This is a genomic window from Pelosinus fermentans DSM 17108 (genome assembly GCF_000271485.2).
GTDB lineage: Bacteria > Bacillota > Negativicutes > DSM-13327 > DSM-13327 > Pelosinus > Pelosinus fermentans.
Genome location: NZ_AKVN02000001.1, coordinates 2,686,221 through 2,703,213 on the forward strand (window position 1 = coordinate 2,686,221; position 16,993 = coordinate 2,703,213).

Sequence of the window (16,993 nt, forward strand, 5' to 3'; positions counted from 1 at the left end):
CTACCTTAGCATCATAGCTGCGCTACCTGCAGCAATAATCATAGTAATAGCTAAAAAGAACATTAGTGCGACTGTTAATACTGCACCAAAAACCAATAATAAATTATTTCCCATTGCATCAAGACATTTTGCCATTTTTTCGTCGCCTAAAGGTTGTACTAATGCACCAGAAATTTTTATAACTAAGATTAAAGATAATAATTTAATAATAGGGAAGACACAAATCATAAATACTACGATAACGCCAAAAATTCCGACAGCATTTTTTAATAATAAAGAGGCTCCCATAACGAGTTCCACAGTATCAGCAAACATCTTTCCCACAACCGGAATAAAGGTTGCCGTTGCAAATTTGGCAGTCCGAAGAGCAAGGCCATCAGCAATGCTTCCTGCTGCACCTTGAATGGTAATAATACCAATAAAGATTACCATTGAAAAGCCAAGAACAATCATGCTTAACTGCTTTAAAACGCCGGATAGATTACTAAGACGATATGTATCTGATAAATAATTTAGGCATTCAAGGGCAGCAGTTAGGAATAACAATGGTAAAACGATGTCTTTTACAATCACACTCATGCTGCTTATGACAAATAACATTAACGGTGTAAATAAACTCGCAGAAGTTAAAGCTCCTACGCCCGCCAATAGGGAAATAAGAAGAGGTAATAAAGATTCCATAAATCCAACCATATATTCTACTGTTTGGCTAGCTAATTTTAAAGCATTATAAAATGCAGTAAGTGCAATCGATGACATAAAAATAAAGCAAACACTATACGATAAGATAGATATACTTGATTGCTCAAATGAATTTTGTAAATTTCTCAAAACGGCACACAATACAGCCAAAAATAATAGTTTTCCCATTAAATGAGTGTTCAACGTAACTTCACGAAAGAAATTATGAACCAGTGCTTGCCACACATTTTGCCAACTGACATGTATGCCATTTGCAGCTATTGTATGAATAGTGTCACTTGTTAATAAAGGTATATCGCCATTGAGCTCCTGATTTACTTTACTAATAAATTGATTCACATGATCAGTGGAGATGGTTTCTAGTAATTGTTGCTCAATTTCAGAACTACTTAGTGGTACAGCCATAACAGTTATGGTATTGACCAGCAACAAGATTATAATTAATACAAAGATTTTCATTTATATACCACCTTATGGAATCAATCTCACAATAGTATCCATTACTAAAGCGATAATAGGAATGGCCATTACCATCACCATTACTTTACCAGCAAATTCAATCTTACCTGCTACGGCTCCTTCGCCCGCATCTCGACAAACCTGAGCACCGAATTCTGTAATATAAGCAATACCAATAATCTTTAAAATAGTATTTAAATACATTTGACTAATATTAGCCTTCTCCGCCATATCACGAAATAGATTTAACACTACTGTTATTTTAGTAAGTATTAGCAGAAAAATAATACTTGCTAAAGTTAAACTTAACTGCACAGCAATTTCAGGTTTCTCTCGCTTAATGATTAAAATAAGTAGAGTTACAATAAACCCCAACCCAACTATTTGAATAATTTCCACACCCTGCACCCCTTAAAATAGCTTAAAAACGTCCTGTACAGTGTTGAATAACTTGCCCAATAATTGTACAACCCAAAGTAAGACTACAGTAAATCCAGCCAAAGTACATAAATGTGCCATATCTTCTTTACCTGCCTGCTTTAGTGCTGTATGAAAAACAGAAACTAGAATTCCAACACCAGCAATTTTAAATAATATATCCAGGCCCATTTTTCTCCCCCTTCACACTCACTTATATGTAATTTTTTTAATGAAAATATTTATATCAAACCAGAATAATTATAATCGCTAATCCTCCACATATACCCAAATATCTATACATTTTTGTATTGAGGTCCCGTAATCGTGTTGCCTCATTTTCAAATCGTTCTAATTGCTCAATGACTAAGGAAAGATATTTTTCTTGTTCCTTACAGTTCATAACGCCTAAATTTCCCCCTAGCACATAGAGTACTTCAATTTCTGGCCTTTTTAAAATCAAACTTCCTTCCATCTCCCTTAACACTTTTTTGATAATTTCTTGAGGTGTAAGGGAAGCATTCTTTTCTAATAAATTAGCAACCTGTTGAAAAAATTCTGCTACTGGTCCGTATATACCATTCGTAGAATTTGCAATAGCTTCATGTAAAGGTAAACAAGAATAAATTATATGGGATCTTAATGATCCAACACAAGTTATGATCTGTCTGAGCTGGCGAGGCCTTTCTTGACAACGGGATGCCATTTTAAATCCAATATATGAACTTACGAGCAAAACTAAAAGGCTGCCTATCAATTTCAACATATTTTTGCTCCTTCCCATAAGATTTTATTATTGCTGCTATCTATAATTTTCTTGATTGTACCAACGCGAGGGTAATCACTTAGCAGAATATATCGATGAAAATACTTATTTTCTAGCAGCTCTCCGATGTAAGGCCTATGTAATAATTCGTTAAGGTCTTTACCGTGAACTGTTGTTACTACACTTACACCAGCATTCAGAGCTTCACGTACAGCATGTATGTCCTCGGCTCTTCCTAATTCATCAGTAGCTACAACCGCAGGTGACATGGAACGAATTAACATAAGCATGCCCATTGCTTTGGGACAATTGTCAAGTACATCTGTTCTGATGCCCAAATCAACTGTACTAATACCACTTTTGCAGGCTGCTATTTCTGAGCGCTCGTCAACAACCCCCACCGGTAAACCTTTATATATTTTAGATCCCATACTAATTTGCCGAATTAAATCTCGCAAAATAGTTGTTTTGCCGCAACGAGGCGGCGAAATAATTAAAGTATTTAAAACCTGTCCTTCTTTTGTAATAATATAGGGTATAATTTGATCAGCACAGCCTTTTACTTCTCTTGCTAAACGAATATTAAGACCATTGATATTTTTTAGTGTTTTAACCTCCCCAGCATCGATAATTGCTTGTCCTGTCAATCCAATTCTATGTCCACCATCAATTGTTAAGAAGCCCATTCTTAGTTGATGCTCAAAAGCATATAATGAATTCTTACTCATAAGCTGTAATGTTCGTTGAATATCATCTTGATTACATAAGTATGCTTCATTAGAATTCACAACAACTTCTCCCATGGGATTTACCGTAATATCCTGATTTCCTAAAACAAGTAATAAGGGTTGATTAATACGTAAACGGATTTCTGTCAAATCCTTCAGGTACTTTAGAGATACGGCACTAATCATGGCAATTAACTGTTCAGGTAAAACTGGATAAATTGATTGCTCTAAAATCTTTTTGATCAAAATATTTTTATTATCAGTCATATCTGCTACTTCCTTTCTTTACATAGATATGGTGCAAAAAGAAAATTATACCAACAATAAAAAAAATCTCAGATATTGAGATTTTTTATTGTTGGTATAATTAAAAATTAAAAAGCAAGAAGGTTTGTCCTTCTTGCTACATCGCCGAAAACTATGTGTACGTTTTAATATCAAATTCCTGGATGAATGCCATATCTAAAATCAGAATTGACTTGTCCATTATCCATATCGCTGACTTCAATTTCTAAAGTGCTATCATATACGATGTCACCACAATGGGGACATGAAACTTCCAGATCATCATCAGATTCTAATAAGCTAGATTCAAAGCTAACTGTTTCATGGCAGGAGGGACATTGAACTTCCACTAATTCTTGGTTATCAATGTCTTCATAAACTTCATCTTCTAAATCTGTTAAATCATCATCCATACTTTCTATATATGTTTCTAAATCCTCTTGTACCATTTGAATATTATTAAATTCTTCTGCCATATCATCAAGTACATCTATAATATTTATTAACAACTTCCCTTCAGCCGAACGCTCATTGACATTAAGCCCTTGTGTTAATCCTTGTAAATAAGCTACTCGTTCTTTAATATTTCCCATAGACATAAAGCCCCCTCTAAAGTATAGTTATTACGATATTGTCATTATACCCATTTTTTAAATAGTTCATTCTTGCTGTTTTAAACTATCATCTTGCTTCTTTAAATTATTTTTATACAACTATTTATTCTCTTGAATAAAAAAAGAAACTGCATTCTTCACTTAAGAAAGAGTACAGTTTCTTTTTTAATTCAATGAACGAAACCTTAATGGTTTTCCCGCTTTATGCTCTTTCTAGATACTCTCCTGTGCGAGTATCTACTCTCAAAACGTCACCAATGTTAATAAATAACGGTACACGCACTACACAGCCAGATTCCATTTTTGCTGGTTTAGTACCACCAGTAGCTGTATCTCCACGAATACCAGGATCTGTTTCAACAACTGTTAGCTCAACTGCAACAGGTAACTCAACACCAATTACCGTTCCTTGAAAAAACATGATGCTAATATTCATATTTTCTTTAAGATATTTTACTGCATCACCTAACTGATCAGATGTTAATTCACTCTGTTCATAATTTTCATTATCCATGAAATTATAATTTCCATCGCTCTCATACAAATATTGCATTTCACGACGATCCACATGAGCCTTGGGAAATTTTTCTCCCGGATTAAAGGTACGCTCAACCACTGCACCAGTACGTACGTTTTTCATTTTCGTACGTACAAAAGCAGCACCTTTACCTGGTTTTACATGCTGAAAATCCACTATTTGCCAAACATTATTATCAATTTCAATTGTTGCTCCTGTACGAAAATCACTACTTGATATCATTTTATTACCTCCACAATCCCATTTAATAAAAGTAAAGAATTTAATATAACTCTATTAACTGCTTATTACTAGCCGTCAATATTTGACACCCTTCATCACTAACTAAAACAGTGTCTTCAATGCGCACTCCGCCCCAATCAGGCAGGTAAATTCCTGGTTCAACTGTTACTACCATATTTCTCAATAAAACAGTATGTATATTAGCAGGAGAAAGCCTCGGATCTTCATGGATATTAAGACCTAGCCCATGCCCTAATCCATGTCCGAAGAATTCACCAAAACCAGCATCTATAATGATATTTCTGGATACGGTATCAACATCTTTGCCAATTCTTCCTGGGGCAACAGCCTGCACCCCAGCTAATTGGGCAGCCAAAACAATTTCATAAATTTCTTTTTGTTTAGCTGTAGCTTTTCCCATGCAAATAGTGCGAGTAATATCAGAATGGTATCCATGATATACCGCACCAAAATCCATCGTTACAAAATCACCAAGTTCAATTATTTTTTCAGAGGCTCTCCCATGAGGCAGTGCTCCACGCTTACCAGAGGCCATAATAGTATCAAAGGCTGGTTTTTCTGCTCCAAACTTTCGCATATAATACTCTAATTCTAAAGCTACTTCCTGTTCAGTCATACCCGGCTTTATAAAAGATACAATTCTAGAAAAAGCATTATCAGCAATTTTCACGGCTTTTTTTATCAATGCAATTTCACTTTCATCCTTTACCATACGCAAAGCATCCAATTGAACAGGAACTAGATTAACAGAATGCAAGTTGTTAATTAGTTCTTGATACCCATCATAGGTAACAAAGTCACTTTCAAAACCAATTTGAGAAACTCCTAGCTTGTTGATCATTTCCGTCAAAGTCTTACCAATAGTATGGTAACGTACAATTTCATATTGCGCAGCTTGCATAGTAGCTTGCTCAATATATCGAAAATCAGTTAATAAGAGATTAGAATGATTAGAAATTAACAATATACCTGCCGAACCGCTGAATCCACTGAAATAGTGTCTATTCTCTGGCTTCTGAATCAACATGCATTCTAATTTATGTTCGTTCATAAACTTATGAAGCTTTATTAATCTTTTTTCCATATTAACTCGCGCTGCTAATTGGATCAGCAACTGCCTCCAATGCCAAAAGATAACTATGTCTTGACCATAAGCAAAAACGATTCGGTTCATAAATAGCCAAAACACAAGGCCTTTTTACTCTCATCATATCACAGCCTTAGTATAAGAATTCATTATCTTTTATATTTTATCATAAATTTAATTTATTGCCTAGTTCTTTGTATGCCAATTAACGTTATGCTACGCTATCACAACTTGGTGATCTCTTTTATAATTTCATAAAACATGGGCGCAGCGATATCACTACCTGACATACCTTCTTCAACGAAAATAACTACCGCATATTGAGGATTCTTTATTGGGGCATAACCAGCAAACCATGCGTGGTTGATGCTCTGTCCATCTGCATTTTTTCTTCCAGTTTCGGCTGATCCCGTTTTACCCGCCGATCCAATTCCTTCAACATAAGCTGCCTGACCTGTACCATAACGAGTGACAGCCATCATCATATCTTGAATTTGTACGGCAGTTTTTGAAGATAAAATTCGAATCCCTGGAGGAGAATCGTATGTTTTTATAACTACACCATCAGCATTTGTCAGTTTACTAACAACATAAGGTGCCACTTTTATACCATCATTAGCAATGGTAGCTATCATGGAAGCAATCTGTAGAGGCGTTGCCTCTAATTTTCCCTGACCGATAGCTAAATTGGCAAGTTCACCTGAATAAAGATTATCAGATGGTGGTAAATAGCCTTCTGCCTCATCATTAAAATCTATACTCGTCTTATGACCAAAGCCAAATTTTTGTGCGTAAGAAATTAAGGATTCTGCGCCTATTTTTAAGCCCACTTCAATAAAAACAGGATTACTAGAATATGCCAATGCTTCTTTAAAAGTTATTTGACCACGCCCCCCCTTATCATAATCCCATCCATTAAAGCGTAGATGATCAACTTCAATATATCCTGGATCAAAAAATATATCCTCCGGCTGTATACTTTCTTGTTCTAACGCAGCAGCTGCTGTTACCAACTTAAATACAGATCCAGGCTGATAGGGTGATATAGCTCGATTTAATAAAGGTGCGCTGCTTTGATTTAAATACTCCTCAAGATGATTTGCATTGAAATTGGGTCTTGAAGCCATAGCCAATATTTCACCTGTAGTAGGACGCAATACTACTACTGCTCCCTTGATACCATGCTTGTCTACTATATTTTCTACCGCTTTTTGAATTTGTTTATCTAAGGTTAATACTACATTACTTGGGTCGGAATGGCTTGATAATCGTAATCTCTTATAGCCAAGTCCTGGAATAATCTGTTGCCCCGCATCCACTAGTGCAGCTGCATATTCTGGCTGATTGCCTCTTAATATATCATCATACATGCCTTCGATGCCGCTAACTCCTTGATTATCTGCAAGATTAATATAACCTTTAATATGTGCAGCCAAAGGAAGATATCCATATCTAACTTTCTCTGCTACTATCACAACTCCTGGAATGAGTGCCTTATTTATTTTTTCTCCCATGGCAGCATCAATTTTATTCTTTATTTTAAATGGTCGATGATTTTCTGTAATTTGCGAAAAAAGAATCGGTTCTGCGATTCCCGTTAATTCGGATAATTGTTTGGCAGCCATTGCTGCATTTAGAATTTGTCCAGGAAAAACAGCAATTTTATAATGCTGCTCTGTATTTGTTAATGGTAAGCCATTTCGATCTACAATTTCTCCTCGCGCAACCTCAATAGGTACTTCCTGAATACGCATACTCAAACTCTGCGTTACTAAGTTATCATTTTCAATAACTTGCAAATAGAATAAACGTATAATCAATAAGCTGCCAAAGAGCATAAAGAAAATTAACAACTTATAAATGCGTAAAATTTGCAATGCCATACGATCACCTCAATGATAGTATGGCATTGCTTGGCAAAATTATTATTTTTTTATCACTAATCTATACATAATCAAAATCAATCGGAAGATTTGCTAAAATATCCTGCACCTCTTTACACGTGTCAGGCGTAACACGAATACGCAATACCCCTATCGTATCTTTTACTGTTGTCACCACCCCAAAATATTCATAACCTTCCATAATGCGATTTAGATAATTAATATGTTTTACATCAAGACGAATCAAAATTTCCTCACGCATTCTTTTGTACCTCGCGTCGTAACATTGCGTATTCTACTACTTCTTGGCACATTCGCATCTTAAAAAGTTGTTGAGGGTGAGGTGCGGTACTGATGCTCTTATCTTCGATGTCGAACATTTCAGTAATTACCTGGTTAAAATTAGGTTTTCCCGGTTGCATAATTTCTATTTCCTGTCCGACTTTTAAATTGTTACGTTGCTCAATAGTAGCCATTTTAGTTGCTGGATCATAGCTTTTAACTAAACCTATAAAATCAAAAGTTTGTTCATAAGAGGAAGTTCCATAGATCTGATCTTCTTGGGTTGCTTTGTTGAAATAGAATCCACTGGTATAAGCACGATGAGAAATTTTCTGCAATTCTTCCAGCCATTCAGCCTTAACACTGTAATGCTCTGGGTCTTTGACATAAGCATCAATAGCTTCCCGATATACCTTAATGACAGTAGCTGCATAATGTACACTTTTCATACGTCCTTCTACCTTAAAACTATCTAAACCACTATCAATTAATTCTGGAATATGAGGGAGTAAGCATAAATCTTTTGAGTTGAAGATGTATGTTCCGCGCTCATCCTCCATAACAGGATAATATTCTCCTGGACGTTTTTCTTCCACTAAGTTAAATTTCCAACGACAGGGTTGGGCACATTGACCTCGATTTGCATCACGATCTGTAAAATAATTGCTCATCAAACAACGTCCCGAATAAGAAATACACATAGCTCCGTGAATAAAGGCTTCCAGTTCAATAGTAACTTTATCACGAATTACAGTAATATCTGCTAATGACAGCTCCCTAGCTAATACTACTCGATGAACCCCCAATTCCTGCCAAAACAGTACTGATGACCAATTGGTATTATTAGCTTGGGTACTGATATGGATGGGCAGATTAGGTGCAACTTTTCGGATCATGCGATATACACCTAAATCTGCAACAATAACTGCATCGACATGACAATCAGACAAATATCGAATATAATCTGGCAATGCGGGTAAATCTTCATTATGAGGAAATATATTTACCGTTACATATGCTTTTTTTTGCAAACTATGAGCAAATTCAACTCCTTTTTTAAGTTCATCTTCTGTAAAGTTGTCACTAAATGCTCGCAATCCAAAAGACTTTCCTGCCATAAAAACTGCATCTGCACCATATAAAAGAGCCATCTTGAGTTTCTCAAGATTGCCTGCTGGTGCTAAAAGTTCGGGTTTTTTCACTTTTTATTCGCTCCTTGATAATAAGAAATAGCTACGCCGTCACCCTCATAATGAATCGTAGTAGAAAATCTCGGATCTGTATTCACAAATTGTAAATATTCTTTTAAACGCTTAACAATTGTTTTATAGCGCCGCAAGGGAGGATCTTCACTCATGACCATCCCCCGAAACAATACATTATCCGCTATCACAACGGCACCACTAGAAAGTTTATCTATGATTTTGCATAAATAATCAAGATACTGCGCTTTAGCTGCATCGATAAATACCATATCAAATGTTTCTTCAAGCTGTGATAAAATAGTACCGGCATCTCCATCTAAAAGTTGAATTTGTTCGCTCTTACCAGCTCTAGCGATATAATTATAGGCAATATCAATACGAGCAGCATCTTGTTCAATTGTAATAATTTTACCATCTTCAGGCATATAATGAGCCATAAGCAAAGCTGAATAACCAATCGCAGTGCCTATTTCTAAAATTGATTTTGGTTTATTCTTTTTTACAACATCAATTAATCTGTTACTGCTTATCTTATTAATAATTGGTATATTGTATTCAGCAGCATATTCTTCTATTTCTTTAAACAAGTCCAATATATCACCCCTATTATTTACGAACCTCTTCGATTGCTGCAAGATGCTCTTCATATGTTGTGCTAAAATGATGTGCGCCCTGTTGATCAGCCACAAAGTATACAAATTGCGTTTCTTTAGGATATAAAACAGCATTAATTGCCGCTATTCCAGGATTTGCGATAGGTCCAGGAGGCAACCCCATATGCTGATAAGTATTATAAGGTGATGGAATTTCAGTATCTTGTACTGATAGCTCTGCTTTAGGATAACCTAGAATATACTGAATCGTAGCACAAGACTGCAACGGCATTCCTAAATTCAAACGATTGATAAATACTCCAGCGATAACTGGGCGATCAGCTTCTATCTGCGCTTCTTTCTCCACCAAAGAAGCCAAAATAATAACATCCTTAATCGAAAAACCCATTTGATTTGCTCTTGATCGCATACTCTCACTAAATTCTTTATCAAATTGAGATATCATCATACTCAGTAACTGTTCCTCAGTAGTTCCTTTAGTAATTTGATAAGTATCCGGAAAAAGATAACCTTCAGCCTTATATATTACATTAGGATTCTGATTTGCCATATAAGGAAAAGGAGTAGCTTCTTGCGCTAACTGCTGAAATCTTTCTGCACTACCTAATTGTTTTTCTTGTATTAGTTTAGCAATTTGTCCGACAGTATATCCCTCTGGTATGGTAATTTGTTGATATAATCTTTGCCCCTTTGCCAACATGGCAATAATTTGCTGCACAGTCATATCCCTAGTTAAAACATATTCACCAGCCTGTAAGGAATTTGCTAAGCCTTGAGTTTTTGCAATAACATGGAATATAAAAACACTTTTTATAGCACCTTGCTCTTGTAAAAGCTCTCCAATCTCATTGGCTGCCATTCCAGGTTTAACGGAAATAACAAATGTTTCTCCTGCAGGCGAAGTAACAGGTTGTGTTAACTTATATATGATACTTCCCAAACAAAGACAAATTAACACCAATACAATATGCCATTTAAACTGCCTCAACCTATACGTCATAGGATACCTCACCTCTGCTTGTATCTATTTTATAAAAAGGAATGGCTTTATCTGATAATGAAGCCGCTCTAAAAGTCTTCTTTATTATACACAAAAAGACAAAAAAAGACTAGGCTTCTGCCAAGTCTCAGACTTAGGCAAAAGCCTTCGCTAAAAAAAACTTCAATTACCATTATATCAACTGAAAAAAGATGAAGCCTATTCGGCTTCATCTTCTACCATTAGTTCTTCATAAGCTTTACGAACTTCTTCAAACTCTTCATCGGTAGGATCGACATATATTTCCTCGCCATTTTCATCAGTATCAATGCGCGCAATATATACATCAACTTCATCTTCAGAACAACCGCATCCAGTACTACATCCGCAATCTTCTTCCTCTTCGCCATCTTCAATGGGAATCAAAATAGCATACTGCTTGTCACCAACTGGAACAATCATTTCCTCACGATAATAATATTCATTACCCTCTTCATCAGTCATAACAACTACGAGCTCTTCATCCAATTCTTCGAGGTCATCTTTTTCAATATCAGCCATTCATTTCACCTCTTCCTTTTAATGTACATGTAATTTTATCTTAGAAAAGTTATCCTGTCAAGGAAGTTATTAACAAGATAAACTATCCAGATACCCTTGTAAAATAAATACTGCTGCCATTTTATCAATCACCTTTTTACGTTTCGCACGACTTACGTCAGCAGCAATAAGTGCTTTTTGCGCCCCAACAGTAGATAAACGCTCATCCCATAAAACTACTTTCATTGTAGGGAACGTTTCAGCTACCCGATTCGCAAAGGTTTGCATTAATTCACCTCTAGGGCCAATGGAACCATTCATATTTTTAGGTAAACCAATAAGGATTGTCCCAACTTCATACTCAGTAATAATTTCATTTAAACGATTAAGATCTCTTTCCAAAGAGGTACGACGAATCACCTCAATACCTTGTGCTGTTAATAATAACAAGTCACTTGCTGCCACACCAATCGTTTTATCACCAACATCAAGAGCTAGTATGCGCATTTATCCTCCCACTATACCTAAAGCTGTTATTTATCTTTGAGATATGCTCTTACCAACTCTTCTAGAAGTTCATCCCGTTCTAATTTGCGTATTAAACCACGAGCATTATTGTAGCTGGTAATGTATGTAGGATCTCCAGATAATAGATACCCGACTAATTGATTAATTGGATTATATCCTTTGGTCTTTAACGACTGATATACAGCATTAATTACCATAGCTGCATTATTTTCTTCATTATCCACACGAAACATCATAGTATCTTCCGATATATTAGGCATTGAGCATCCTCCTCTCTTATATTATCTCCGCCTCTAACCATTATATTCTACCTTGACTAGTTATTTCCTCTAGAAAAATAAAAATACTTATATCCTTCAACTTATTAAATGTTATACTTTGCAATCATTTTTACAAATGAAAAGTGTACTTAGAATATAAAACTCTCTCTAAGTACACTTTCGTGTTATTTAACTTGATTTTTAATAACTTCTAGAGCAAACTGCAATGCATCAAAAATCTTCTCTGGCTGCTTGCCACCTGCTTGCGCCATATCAGGGCGACCGCCGCCACCGCCGCCAGTAATTTTGGAAACTTCTTTTACAATATTACCGGCATGAATCCCTTTATGAATCGCTTCTTTCGTTGCCATCGCAACAAAATTAACTTTATCAGCATGAATAGATCCAAGGGTTACAACACCGCATTGTAAGCGGTCACGCACCATATCAGCAATCGTACGCAAACCCTCTATATCATTAATACTTACCTGGCCTACAACAACTTGCACGCCATTAACCTCTTGTACCTTGGACAATAAATCCATTACTTCACTATGCGCTAATTTACTAGTAAGAGCAGCTAGTTCATTTTCTAATTCTTTAACACGATTCATAACACTTTCTACTTTTACAGCAAGTTCTTCAGGGCGTGATTTTAATTTTATCGCCGTGCTTAATAACATCCGATCTCGCCCATTAATATATTCCATAGCTCCACTACCTGTTACGGCTTCAATCCTTCGAATGCCGGAACCAATACCCGCTTCACTAACGATCTTAAACACGCATATTTCAGACGTATTCATAACATGACTGCCACCACATAATTCCTTACTAACGCTGCCAACAGAAACAACTCTAACTGTTTCACCATATTTTTCACCAAATAATGCTACCGCACCCATTTCTTTGGCTTTATCCTGCTTAGTTTCTACGATAGTAACAGAAATATTTTCTAAAATTGCATGATTTACTAATTTTTCTATTTCTAGGAGTTGTTCTGAGGTAACTTGAGAAAAGTGTGAAAAGTCAAAACGTAATCTTTCGGAGCTTACCAGAGATCCAGATTGATTTACATGGGTACCCAATACTTGTTTTAAAGCCGCATGCAACAAATGGGTAGCGGTATGATTGCGGGCAATATCACGACGTCTATTATCATCAACTTTAAGTTTGACAAGATCTCCAACTCTGAATAAACCTTCAGTAACATTCCCAACATGATAAGTAGTACCATTTACTAGTTTTTTAGTAGCCGTAATTTTCATCTTTCCTAATGAACTTTCAAGAAAACCAGTATCACCAATTTGGCCACCGCCTTCTGCATGAAAAGAAGTCACATCCAGAATAAATGCTACATCTTCACCATCATGAACTTCATCAGCTAGGATACCATTCTTCCAAGCCAGTATAATGTTTCCATTTTCAGCGTGTTCATCAACAATGAGCTTTTCTGTTTCTAGATGAGATAAATCTGGGATAATCAGCTGATCCTCATGATCCTGACGAGCAGCTCGCGCGCGCTCACGTTGTTCTTTCATGGCAGAATCAAAATTCGGTTTATCTAGCTGCATGTCATGTTCTTCTAAGATTTCTAAAGTCAGCTCCCAAGGAAAACCAAAAGTATCGTACAATTTAAATGCAGTAGCACCATCCAGTTCAGAAATATTCAATTCTTTCAACTTTTGAATGTGTCCATTTAATAATTCCATACCTTGTACTAATGTTGTTTGAAAGCGTTCTTCTTCTAATTGAATCACTTTTTTAATATAGGATTGCTTTTCTACTAAATCGGGATACGCTTCAGCAAAAATGGTATTGACGATATCAACCATTGGAACCAAGAATATTTTTTCAATTCCCAGCAAACGGGCATGACGAACTGCTCTACGCAAAATACGACGCAGTACATATCCTCTGCCTTCATTTGAAGGCAATATGCCATCACCAATCATTACCGTCATACTACGAATATGATCGGCAATTACTTTTAATGAAATATCAGTTTTACTATTTGAGCCATATTCGACATTTGCTACTTTTGCTGCATGCTCAATGAGCGGAAATAATAAATCTGTTTCAAAATTTGATCTTTTATTCTGTAAGACAGAAGCAATACGTTCAAGTCCTGCTCCTGTATCAATATTTTTCTTAGCTAAAGGAGTATAATTACCAGCTTCGTCACGATCGTATTGTGTAAATACTAAATTCCAAATTTCTAGAAAACGGTCACAATCACAACCTACTGCACAATCGGATTTATTACAGCCTCGTTCCTCACCTAAATCAAAATAAATTTCTGAACATGGGCCACATGGTCCAGGACCGATTTCCCAAAAATTATCCGCCATTCTAATGATTCGATCGGCTGGTATATGTATATCATTATGCCATATTGCAAATGCTTCATCATCTTCTGTATGAATCGTTATCCACAATTTATCTTTAGGCATTTCTAAATGCTCAGTAATGAATTCCCAAGCCCAAGCGATCGCTTCTTTTTTAAAATAATCGCCAAAAGAAAAGTTGCCTAACATCTCAAAAAAAGTGTGATGACGAGCAGTACGACCCACATTCTCGATATCACCTGTACGCACACATTTCTGACTCGTGCTGATACGCGGATGGGGCGGATTCATTTTACCAGTAAAAAAAGGTTTAAATGGCGCCATACCTGCACCAACTAATAATAATGTAGGATCATTTTCAGGAATCAATGGATAACTTTGCAAAATCAAATGATCTTTACTTTTGAAAAAATCTAAAAATTTCTTACGTAGTTCATTTCCACTTATATAATTCAAGTTTCTCAACCTCCAGATAGTTAGGCATACTCTCGTTCGACATTATACATAAATTATCGTATGATGTCAATTAATGGCTGCCTTAAAGCAACACTTTAACAATATGACGGATTAATACTTTTCCGATTGCTGCGACTGGAACACCAAGCAACATTCCAATAATTCCAGCCACTTCACCGCCAACAAAAACAACAAAAATTACACTTAACGGATGAAGCCCAATATTTTCGCCAATGATTTTAGGATGAATAATATTTCCTTCTATTTGCTGAATAATAAAAAAGAGTAAAATAACTTTTATCGTCAGCCACGGTGATTCCAAAATGGCCAGCATGACTGCCGGTGAAGCCCCTATAATAGGACCAAAATAAGGAATTATGTCGAATAAGGCTGCTAATATGCCAATAATTAAAGCAAACTTTACCTGCAGCAAATACAAGCCGATTGTTACAAACACACCAATAATGGAAGCTACTAATAATTGACCTCGAATAATCCCCCCTAAGACTTTGTCAACATCCCGAAAAAATAAAATTAACTCTGCTCGCCATCCACTTGGCAATAATGCTAAAATTTCACTTTTAATTTTATACCAGTCATGAAGAAGATAAAAAGCTAATATTGGGCTAATGGCCAAACCAATAGAATGACTAATAATTTTAATAATAAAATTTACCACTTGCCCCATAAACTCCTGCATTTCATTTTCTAATAACAATAAATTATTGTCAATTGCAATGCGCAAATAATAAGGAAGTGTAGAATTTTGATACTGTGACTGCATTTGTGTTAGTAGCTTATTAATATTTTCTATCATAAATGGTAAATCCAGGGCAAAAGACTGTAACTCTTTAATAAATAGAGCAAGCAACTTACTTCCTCCAACAATAACAACACCAAACAAAATAATATATACAGCAATAATTGCCCACAATCTTCCTACATTTTTTCTCTCTAAATAACATACTGCAGGATTTAATAAATACGCCAAAAACAAGCCAATGATAAAAGGATATAGTGCATTATGCACCATCCAAAAGAAATATAAGAAACTGATAAGAATTACAATAATAAGAGTAATTCTAACCGCTGATTTAGTTACTAACATAAAAATCACTCCATCATCATATCGTCATACATCCTGGCGGATACAAATAAAAGGGAGACCCTCAGGCCTCCACTTTATCTAAAGTAATGTATCCCGATACATTACCATTTTACTGTGCAACTGTTTCCAATGGGTCTAAATAAAGTGTTAATGTTCCATCTGGCTGAACACTGAAAATTTTAATGTCATCTCCACGAATAATAAACTCTATGCAGCAATCCCAACAATAATATTGTGCTGCTCCCACTTTACCAATTGCCCGATTACTATTACATACAGGGCAAGCTGTCATACATATACACCTCTCATCATAGAATAATAGCTTTCATTATTCTTTACTCTTCTTTATGCAGTAATTTTGCCATTTCTCCTGGAACAATTACTGTATCTTTTCCAACGATTTGTATTTTAGGCAGTGGCATTATCCTACGGCCATATAGTAAATCGCTTACTAAACTATCCGATATTTGGTACCATTTCATCTCGCCAGTACTAGTATCAAAAAAAATATCCACCAATATACCTAATCGCAAACCATCTTCTGTAATAACTTCTTTTTTAAATAATTCTTTAACATAGTAATTGCTTGTTATTTCAAAGATAGAGGCACATTGATGCATTACAGAATGATTACGTACCATAACTGCATCACGACCTATACTTAAAAGGTCCACATAAGCAATCCCCATTTCAAAAGAATTTGGTTTTTCTTCATCAATTGTAATGCCATATACCCTTGCCTCTTCAATATGTAAAACTACATCTTTTATTGGGCCAATTTGCGTGCCTGTTTCAGTTTCCAATATTGGCAGTCCAAGTAAATCTTGCAATCTGTGCATAAAAAATGGCCTCCAAATGTAGATTGTAATCTTAGTATTACCAAAATGTCTTATTTTTATAAATATACGAAGGTTCTTATCATTCTCAAAAACACCAAAGGACTTGGCATAA

The 16,993-nt window shown here is 35.7% G+C and carries 20 protein-coding genes; all 20 read right to left on the minus strand.

The features are described from left to right. Positions 1-1,161: a stage III sporulation protein AE gene (gene spoIIIAE, locus FR7_RS12450; RefSeq protein ID WP_007934043.1), complete on the minus strand. Its 1,161-nt coding sequence runs from the start codon at positions 1,159-1,161 to the stop codon at positions 1-3. Positions 1,162-1,173: 12 nt separating this feature from the next. After that, positions 1,174-1,560: a stage III sporulation protein AD gene (gene spoIIIAD, locus FR7_RS12455; RefSeq protein ID WP_007934042.1), complete on the minus strand. Its 387-nt coding sequence runs from the start codon at positions 1,558-1,560 to the stop codon at positions 1,174-1,176. 12 nt (positions 1,561-1,572) lie between these two features. Continuing rightward, positions 1,573-1,770 (minus strand): stage III sporulation protein AC, encoded by a 198-nt coding sequence (gene spoIIIAC, locus FR7_RS12460; RefSeq protein ID WP_007934040.1) that lies wholly within the window; start codon positions 1,768-1,770, stop codon positions 1,573-1,575. 55 nt (positions 1,771-1,825) lie between these two features. Continuing rightward, complete coding sequence (gene spoIIIAB / locus FR7_RS12465) at positions 1,826-2,344, minus strand: stage III sporulation protein SpoIIIAB (RefSeq protein WP_007934038.1); 519 nt, start codon at positions 2,342-2,344, stop codon at positions 1,826-1,828. Then, the gene (spoIIIAA, locus tag FR7_RS12470; RefSeq protein WP_007934036.1) at positions 2,338-3,339 is read right to left on the minus strand and encodes a stage III sporulation protein AA; all 1,002 of its coding nucleotides are present in this window, start codon (positions 3,337-3,339) and stop codon (positions 2,338-2,340) included. The genes spoIIIAB and spoIIIAA overlap by 7 nt, the downstream gene beginning before the upstream one ends. Positions 3,340-3,509: 170 nt before the next feature. Next, a complete protein-coding gene (locus FR7_RS12475) occupies positions 3,510-3,950 on the minus strand; it encodes a CD1247 N-terminal domain-containing protein (RefSeq protein ID WP_007934033.1) in 441 nt (146 codons plus the stop codon). A gap of 223 nt (positions 3,951-4,173) precedes the next feature. Then, on the minus strand, positions 4,174-4,731 hold the full coding sequence (efp, locus tag FR7_RS12480; RefSeq protein WP_007934032.1) for an elongation factor P: 558 nt from the start codon (positions 4,729-4,731) through the stop codon (positions 4,174-4,176). Positions 4,732-4,771: 40 nt separating this feature from the next. After that, positions 4,772-5,836 carry a M24 family metallopeptidase gene (locus FR7_RS12485; protein ID WP_337453690.1) on the minus strand — a complete coding sequence of 355 codons (1,065 nt, stop codon included), beginning with the start codon at positions 5,834-5,836 and terminating at the stop codon, positions 4,772-4,774. A 227-nt stretch (positions 5,837-6,063) separates the two neighbouring features. Beyond that, positions 6,064-7,722, minus strand: coding sequence for a peptidoglycan D,D-transpeptidase FtsI family protein (locus tag FR7_RS12490; protein ID WP_007934030.1), 1,659 nt, complete (start codon positions 7,720-7,722; stop codon positions 6,064-6,066). A gap of 61 nt (positions 7,723-7,783) precedes the next feature. Next, positions 7,784-7,984: a DUF4911 domain-containing protein gene (locus FR7_RS12495; RefSeq protein ID WP_007934029.1), complete on the minus strand. Its 201-nt coding sequence runs from the start codon at positions 7,982-7,984 to the stop codon at positions 7,784-7,786. Continuing rightward, positions 7,977-9,206, minus strand: a complete 1,230-nt coding sequence (locus FR7_RS12500) for a peptidase U32 family protein (protein WP_007934028.1) — start codon at positions 9,204-9,206, stop codon at positions 7,977-7,979. The genes FR7_RS12495 and FR7_RS12500 overlap by 8 nt, the downstream gene beginning before the upstream one ends. Beyond that, positions 9,203-9,802 (minus strand): O-methyltransferase, encoded by a 600-nt coding sequence (locus FR7_RS12505; RefSeq protein ID WP_007934027.1) that lies wholly within the window; start codon positions 9,800-9,802, stop codon positions 9,203-9,205. The genes FR7_RS12500 and FR7_RS12505 overlap by 4 nt, the downstream gene beginning before the upstream one ends. Before the next feature lie 13 nt (positions 9,803-9,815). After that, positions 9,816-10,823: an endolytic transglycosylase MltG gene (gene mltG, locus FR7_RS12510; protein WP_007934026.1), complete on the minus strand. Its 1,008-nt coding sequence runs from the start codon at positions 10,821-10,823 to the stop codon at positions 9,816-9,818. Between the two features lie 198 nt (positions 10,824-11,021). Then, entirely contained in the window at positions 11,022-11,363 is a 342-nt protein-coding gene (locus FR7_RS12515; protein ID WP_007934025.1) for a DUF1292 domain-containing protein, read from the minus strand. 69 nt (positions 11,364-11,432) lie between these two features. Continuing rightward, positions 11,433-11,849 carry a Holliday junction resolvase RuvX gene (gene ruvX, locus FR7_RS12520; protein ID WP_007934024.1) on the minus strand — a complete coding sequence of 139 codons (417 nt, stop codon included), beginning with the start codon at positions 11,847-11,849 and terminating at the stop codon, positions 11,433-11,435. A gap of 26 nt (positions 11,850-11,875) precedes the next feature. After that, entirely contained in the window at positions 11,876-12,130 is a 255-nt protein-coding gene (locus FR7_RS12525; protein ID WP_007934023.1) for an IreB family regulatory phosphoprotein, read from the minus strand. 185 nt (positions 12,131-12,315) lie between these two features. Beyond that, on the minus strand, positions 12,316-14,934 hold the full coding sequence (alaS, locus tag FR7_RS12530; RefSeq protein ID WP_007934022.1) for an alanine--tRNA ligase: 2,619 nt from the start codon (positions 14,932-14,934) through the stop codon (positions 12,316-12,318). An 82-nt stretch (positions 14,935-15,016) separates the two neighbouring features. Then, entirely contained in the window at positions 15,017-16,042 is a 1,026-nt protein-coding gene (locus tag FR7_RS12535) for an AI-2E family transporter (RefSeq protein WP_007934021.1), read from the minus strand. 109 nt (positions 16,043-16,151) lie between these two features. Continuing rightward, entirely contained in the window at positions 16,152-16,334 is a 183-nt protein-coding gene (locus FR7_RS12540) for a hypothetical protein (RefSeq protein ID WP_007934014.1), read from the minus strand. Positions 16,335-16,377: 43 nt separating this feature from the next. Continuing rightward, entirely contained in the window at positions 16,378-16,881 is a 504-nt protein-coding gene (locus tag FR7_RS12545; RefSeq protein WP_007934013.1) for a PRC-barrel domain-containing protein, read from the minus strand. Between the last annotated feature and the right edge of the window lie 112 nt (positions 16,882-16,993).

Coding starts and splice junctions, on each gene's coding strand:
- spoIIIAE (WP_007934043.1), bottom strand. CDS start 1,161: ATGAAAATCTTTGTATTAATTATAATCTTGTTGCTGGTCAATACCATA.
- spoIIIAC (WP_007934040.1), bottom strand. CDS start 1,770: ATGGGCCTGGATATATTATTTAAAATTGCTGGTGTTGGAATTCTAGTT.
- spoIIIAB (WP_007934038.1), bottom strand. CDS start 2,344: ATGTTGAAATTGATAGGCAGCCTTTTAGTTTTGCTCGTAAGTTCATAT.
- spoIIIAA (WP_007934036.1), bottom strand. CDS start 3,339: ATGACTGATAATAAAAATATTTTGATCAAAAAGATTTTAGAGCAATCA.
- FR7_RS12475 (WP_007934033.1), bottom strand. CDS start 3,950: ATGGGAAATATTAAAGAACGAGTAGCTTATTTACAAGGATTAACACAA.
- efp (WP_007934032.1), bottom strand. CDS start 4,731: ATGATATCAAGTAGTGATTTTCGTACAGGAGCAACAATTGAAATTGAT.
- FR7_RS12485 (WP_337453690.1), bottom strand. CDS start 5,836: ATGGAAAAAAGATTAATAAAGCTTCATAAGTTTATGAACGAACATAAA.
- FR7_RS12490 (WP_007934030.1), bottom strand. CDS start 7,722: ATGGCATTGCAAATTTTACGCATTTATAAGTTGTTAATTTTCTTTATG.
- FR7_RS12495 (WP_007934029.1), bottom strand. CDS start 7,984: ATGCGTGAGGAAATTTTGATTCGTCTTGATGTAAAACATATTAATTAT.
- mltG (WP_007934026.1), bottom strand. CDS start 10,823: ATGACGTATAGGTTGAGGCAGTTTAAATGGCATATTGTATTGGTGTTA.
- FR7_RS12515 (WP_007934025.1), bottom strand. CDS start 11,363: ATGGCTGATATTGAAAAAGATGACCTCGAAGAATTGGATGAAGAGCTC.
- ruvX (WP_007934024.1), bottom strand. CDS start 11,849: ATGCGCATACTAGCTCTTGATGTTGGTGATAAAACGATTGGTGTGGCA.
- FR7_RS12525 (WP_007934023.1), bottom strand. CDS start 12,130: ATGCCTAATATATCGGAAGATACTATGATGTTTCGTGTGGATAATGAA.
- FR7_RS12535 (WP_007934021.1), bottom strand. CDS start 16,042: ATGTTAGTAACTAAATCAGCGGTTAGAATTACTCTTATTATTGTAATT.
- FR7_RS12540 (WP_007934014.1), bottom strand. CDS start 16,334: ATGACAGCTTGCCCTGTATGTAATAGTAATCGGGCAATTGGTAAAGTG.
- FR7_RS12545 (WP_007934013.1), bottom strand. CDS start 16,881: ATGCACAGATTGCAAGATTTACTTGGACTGCCAATATTGGAAACTGAA.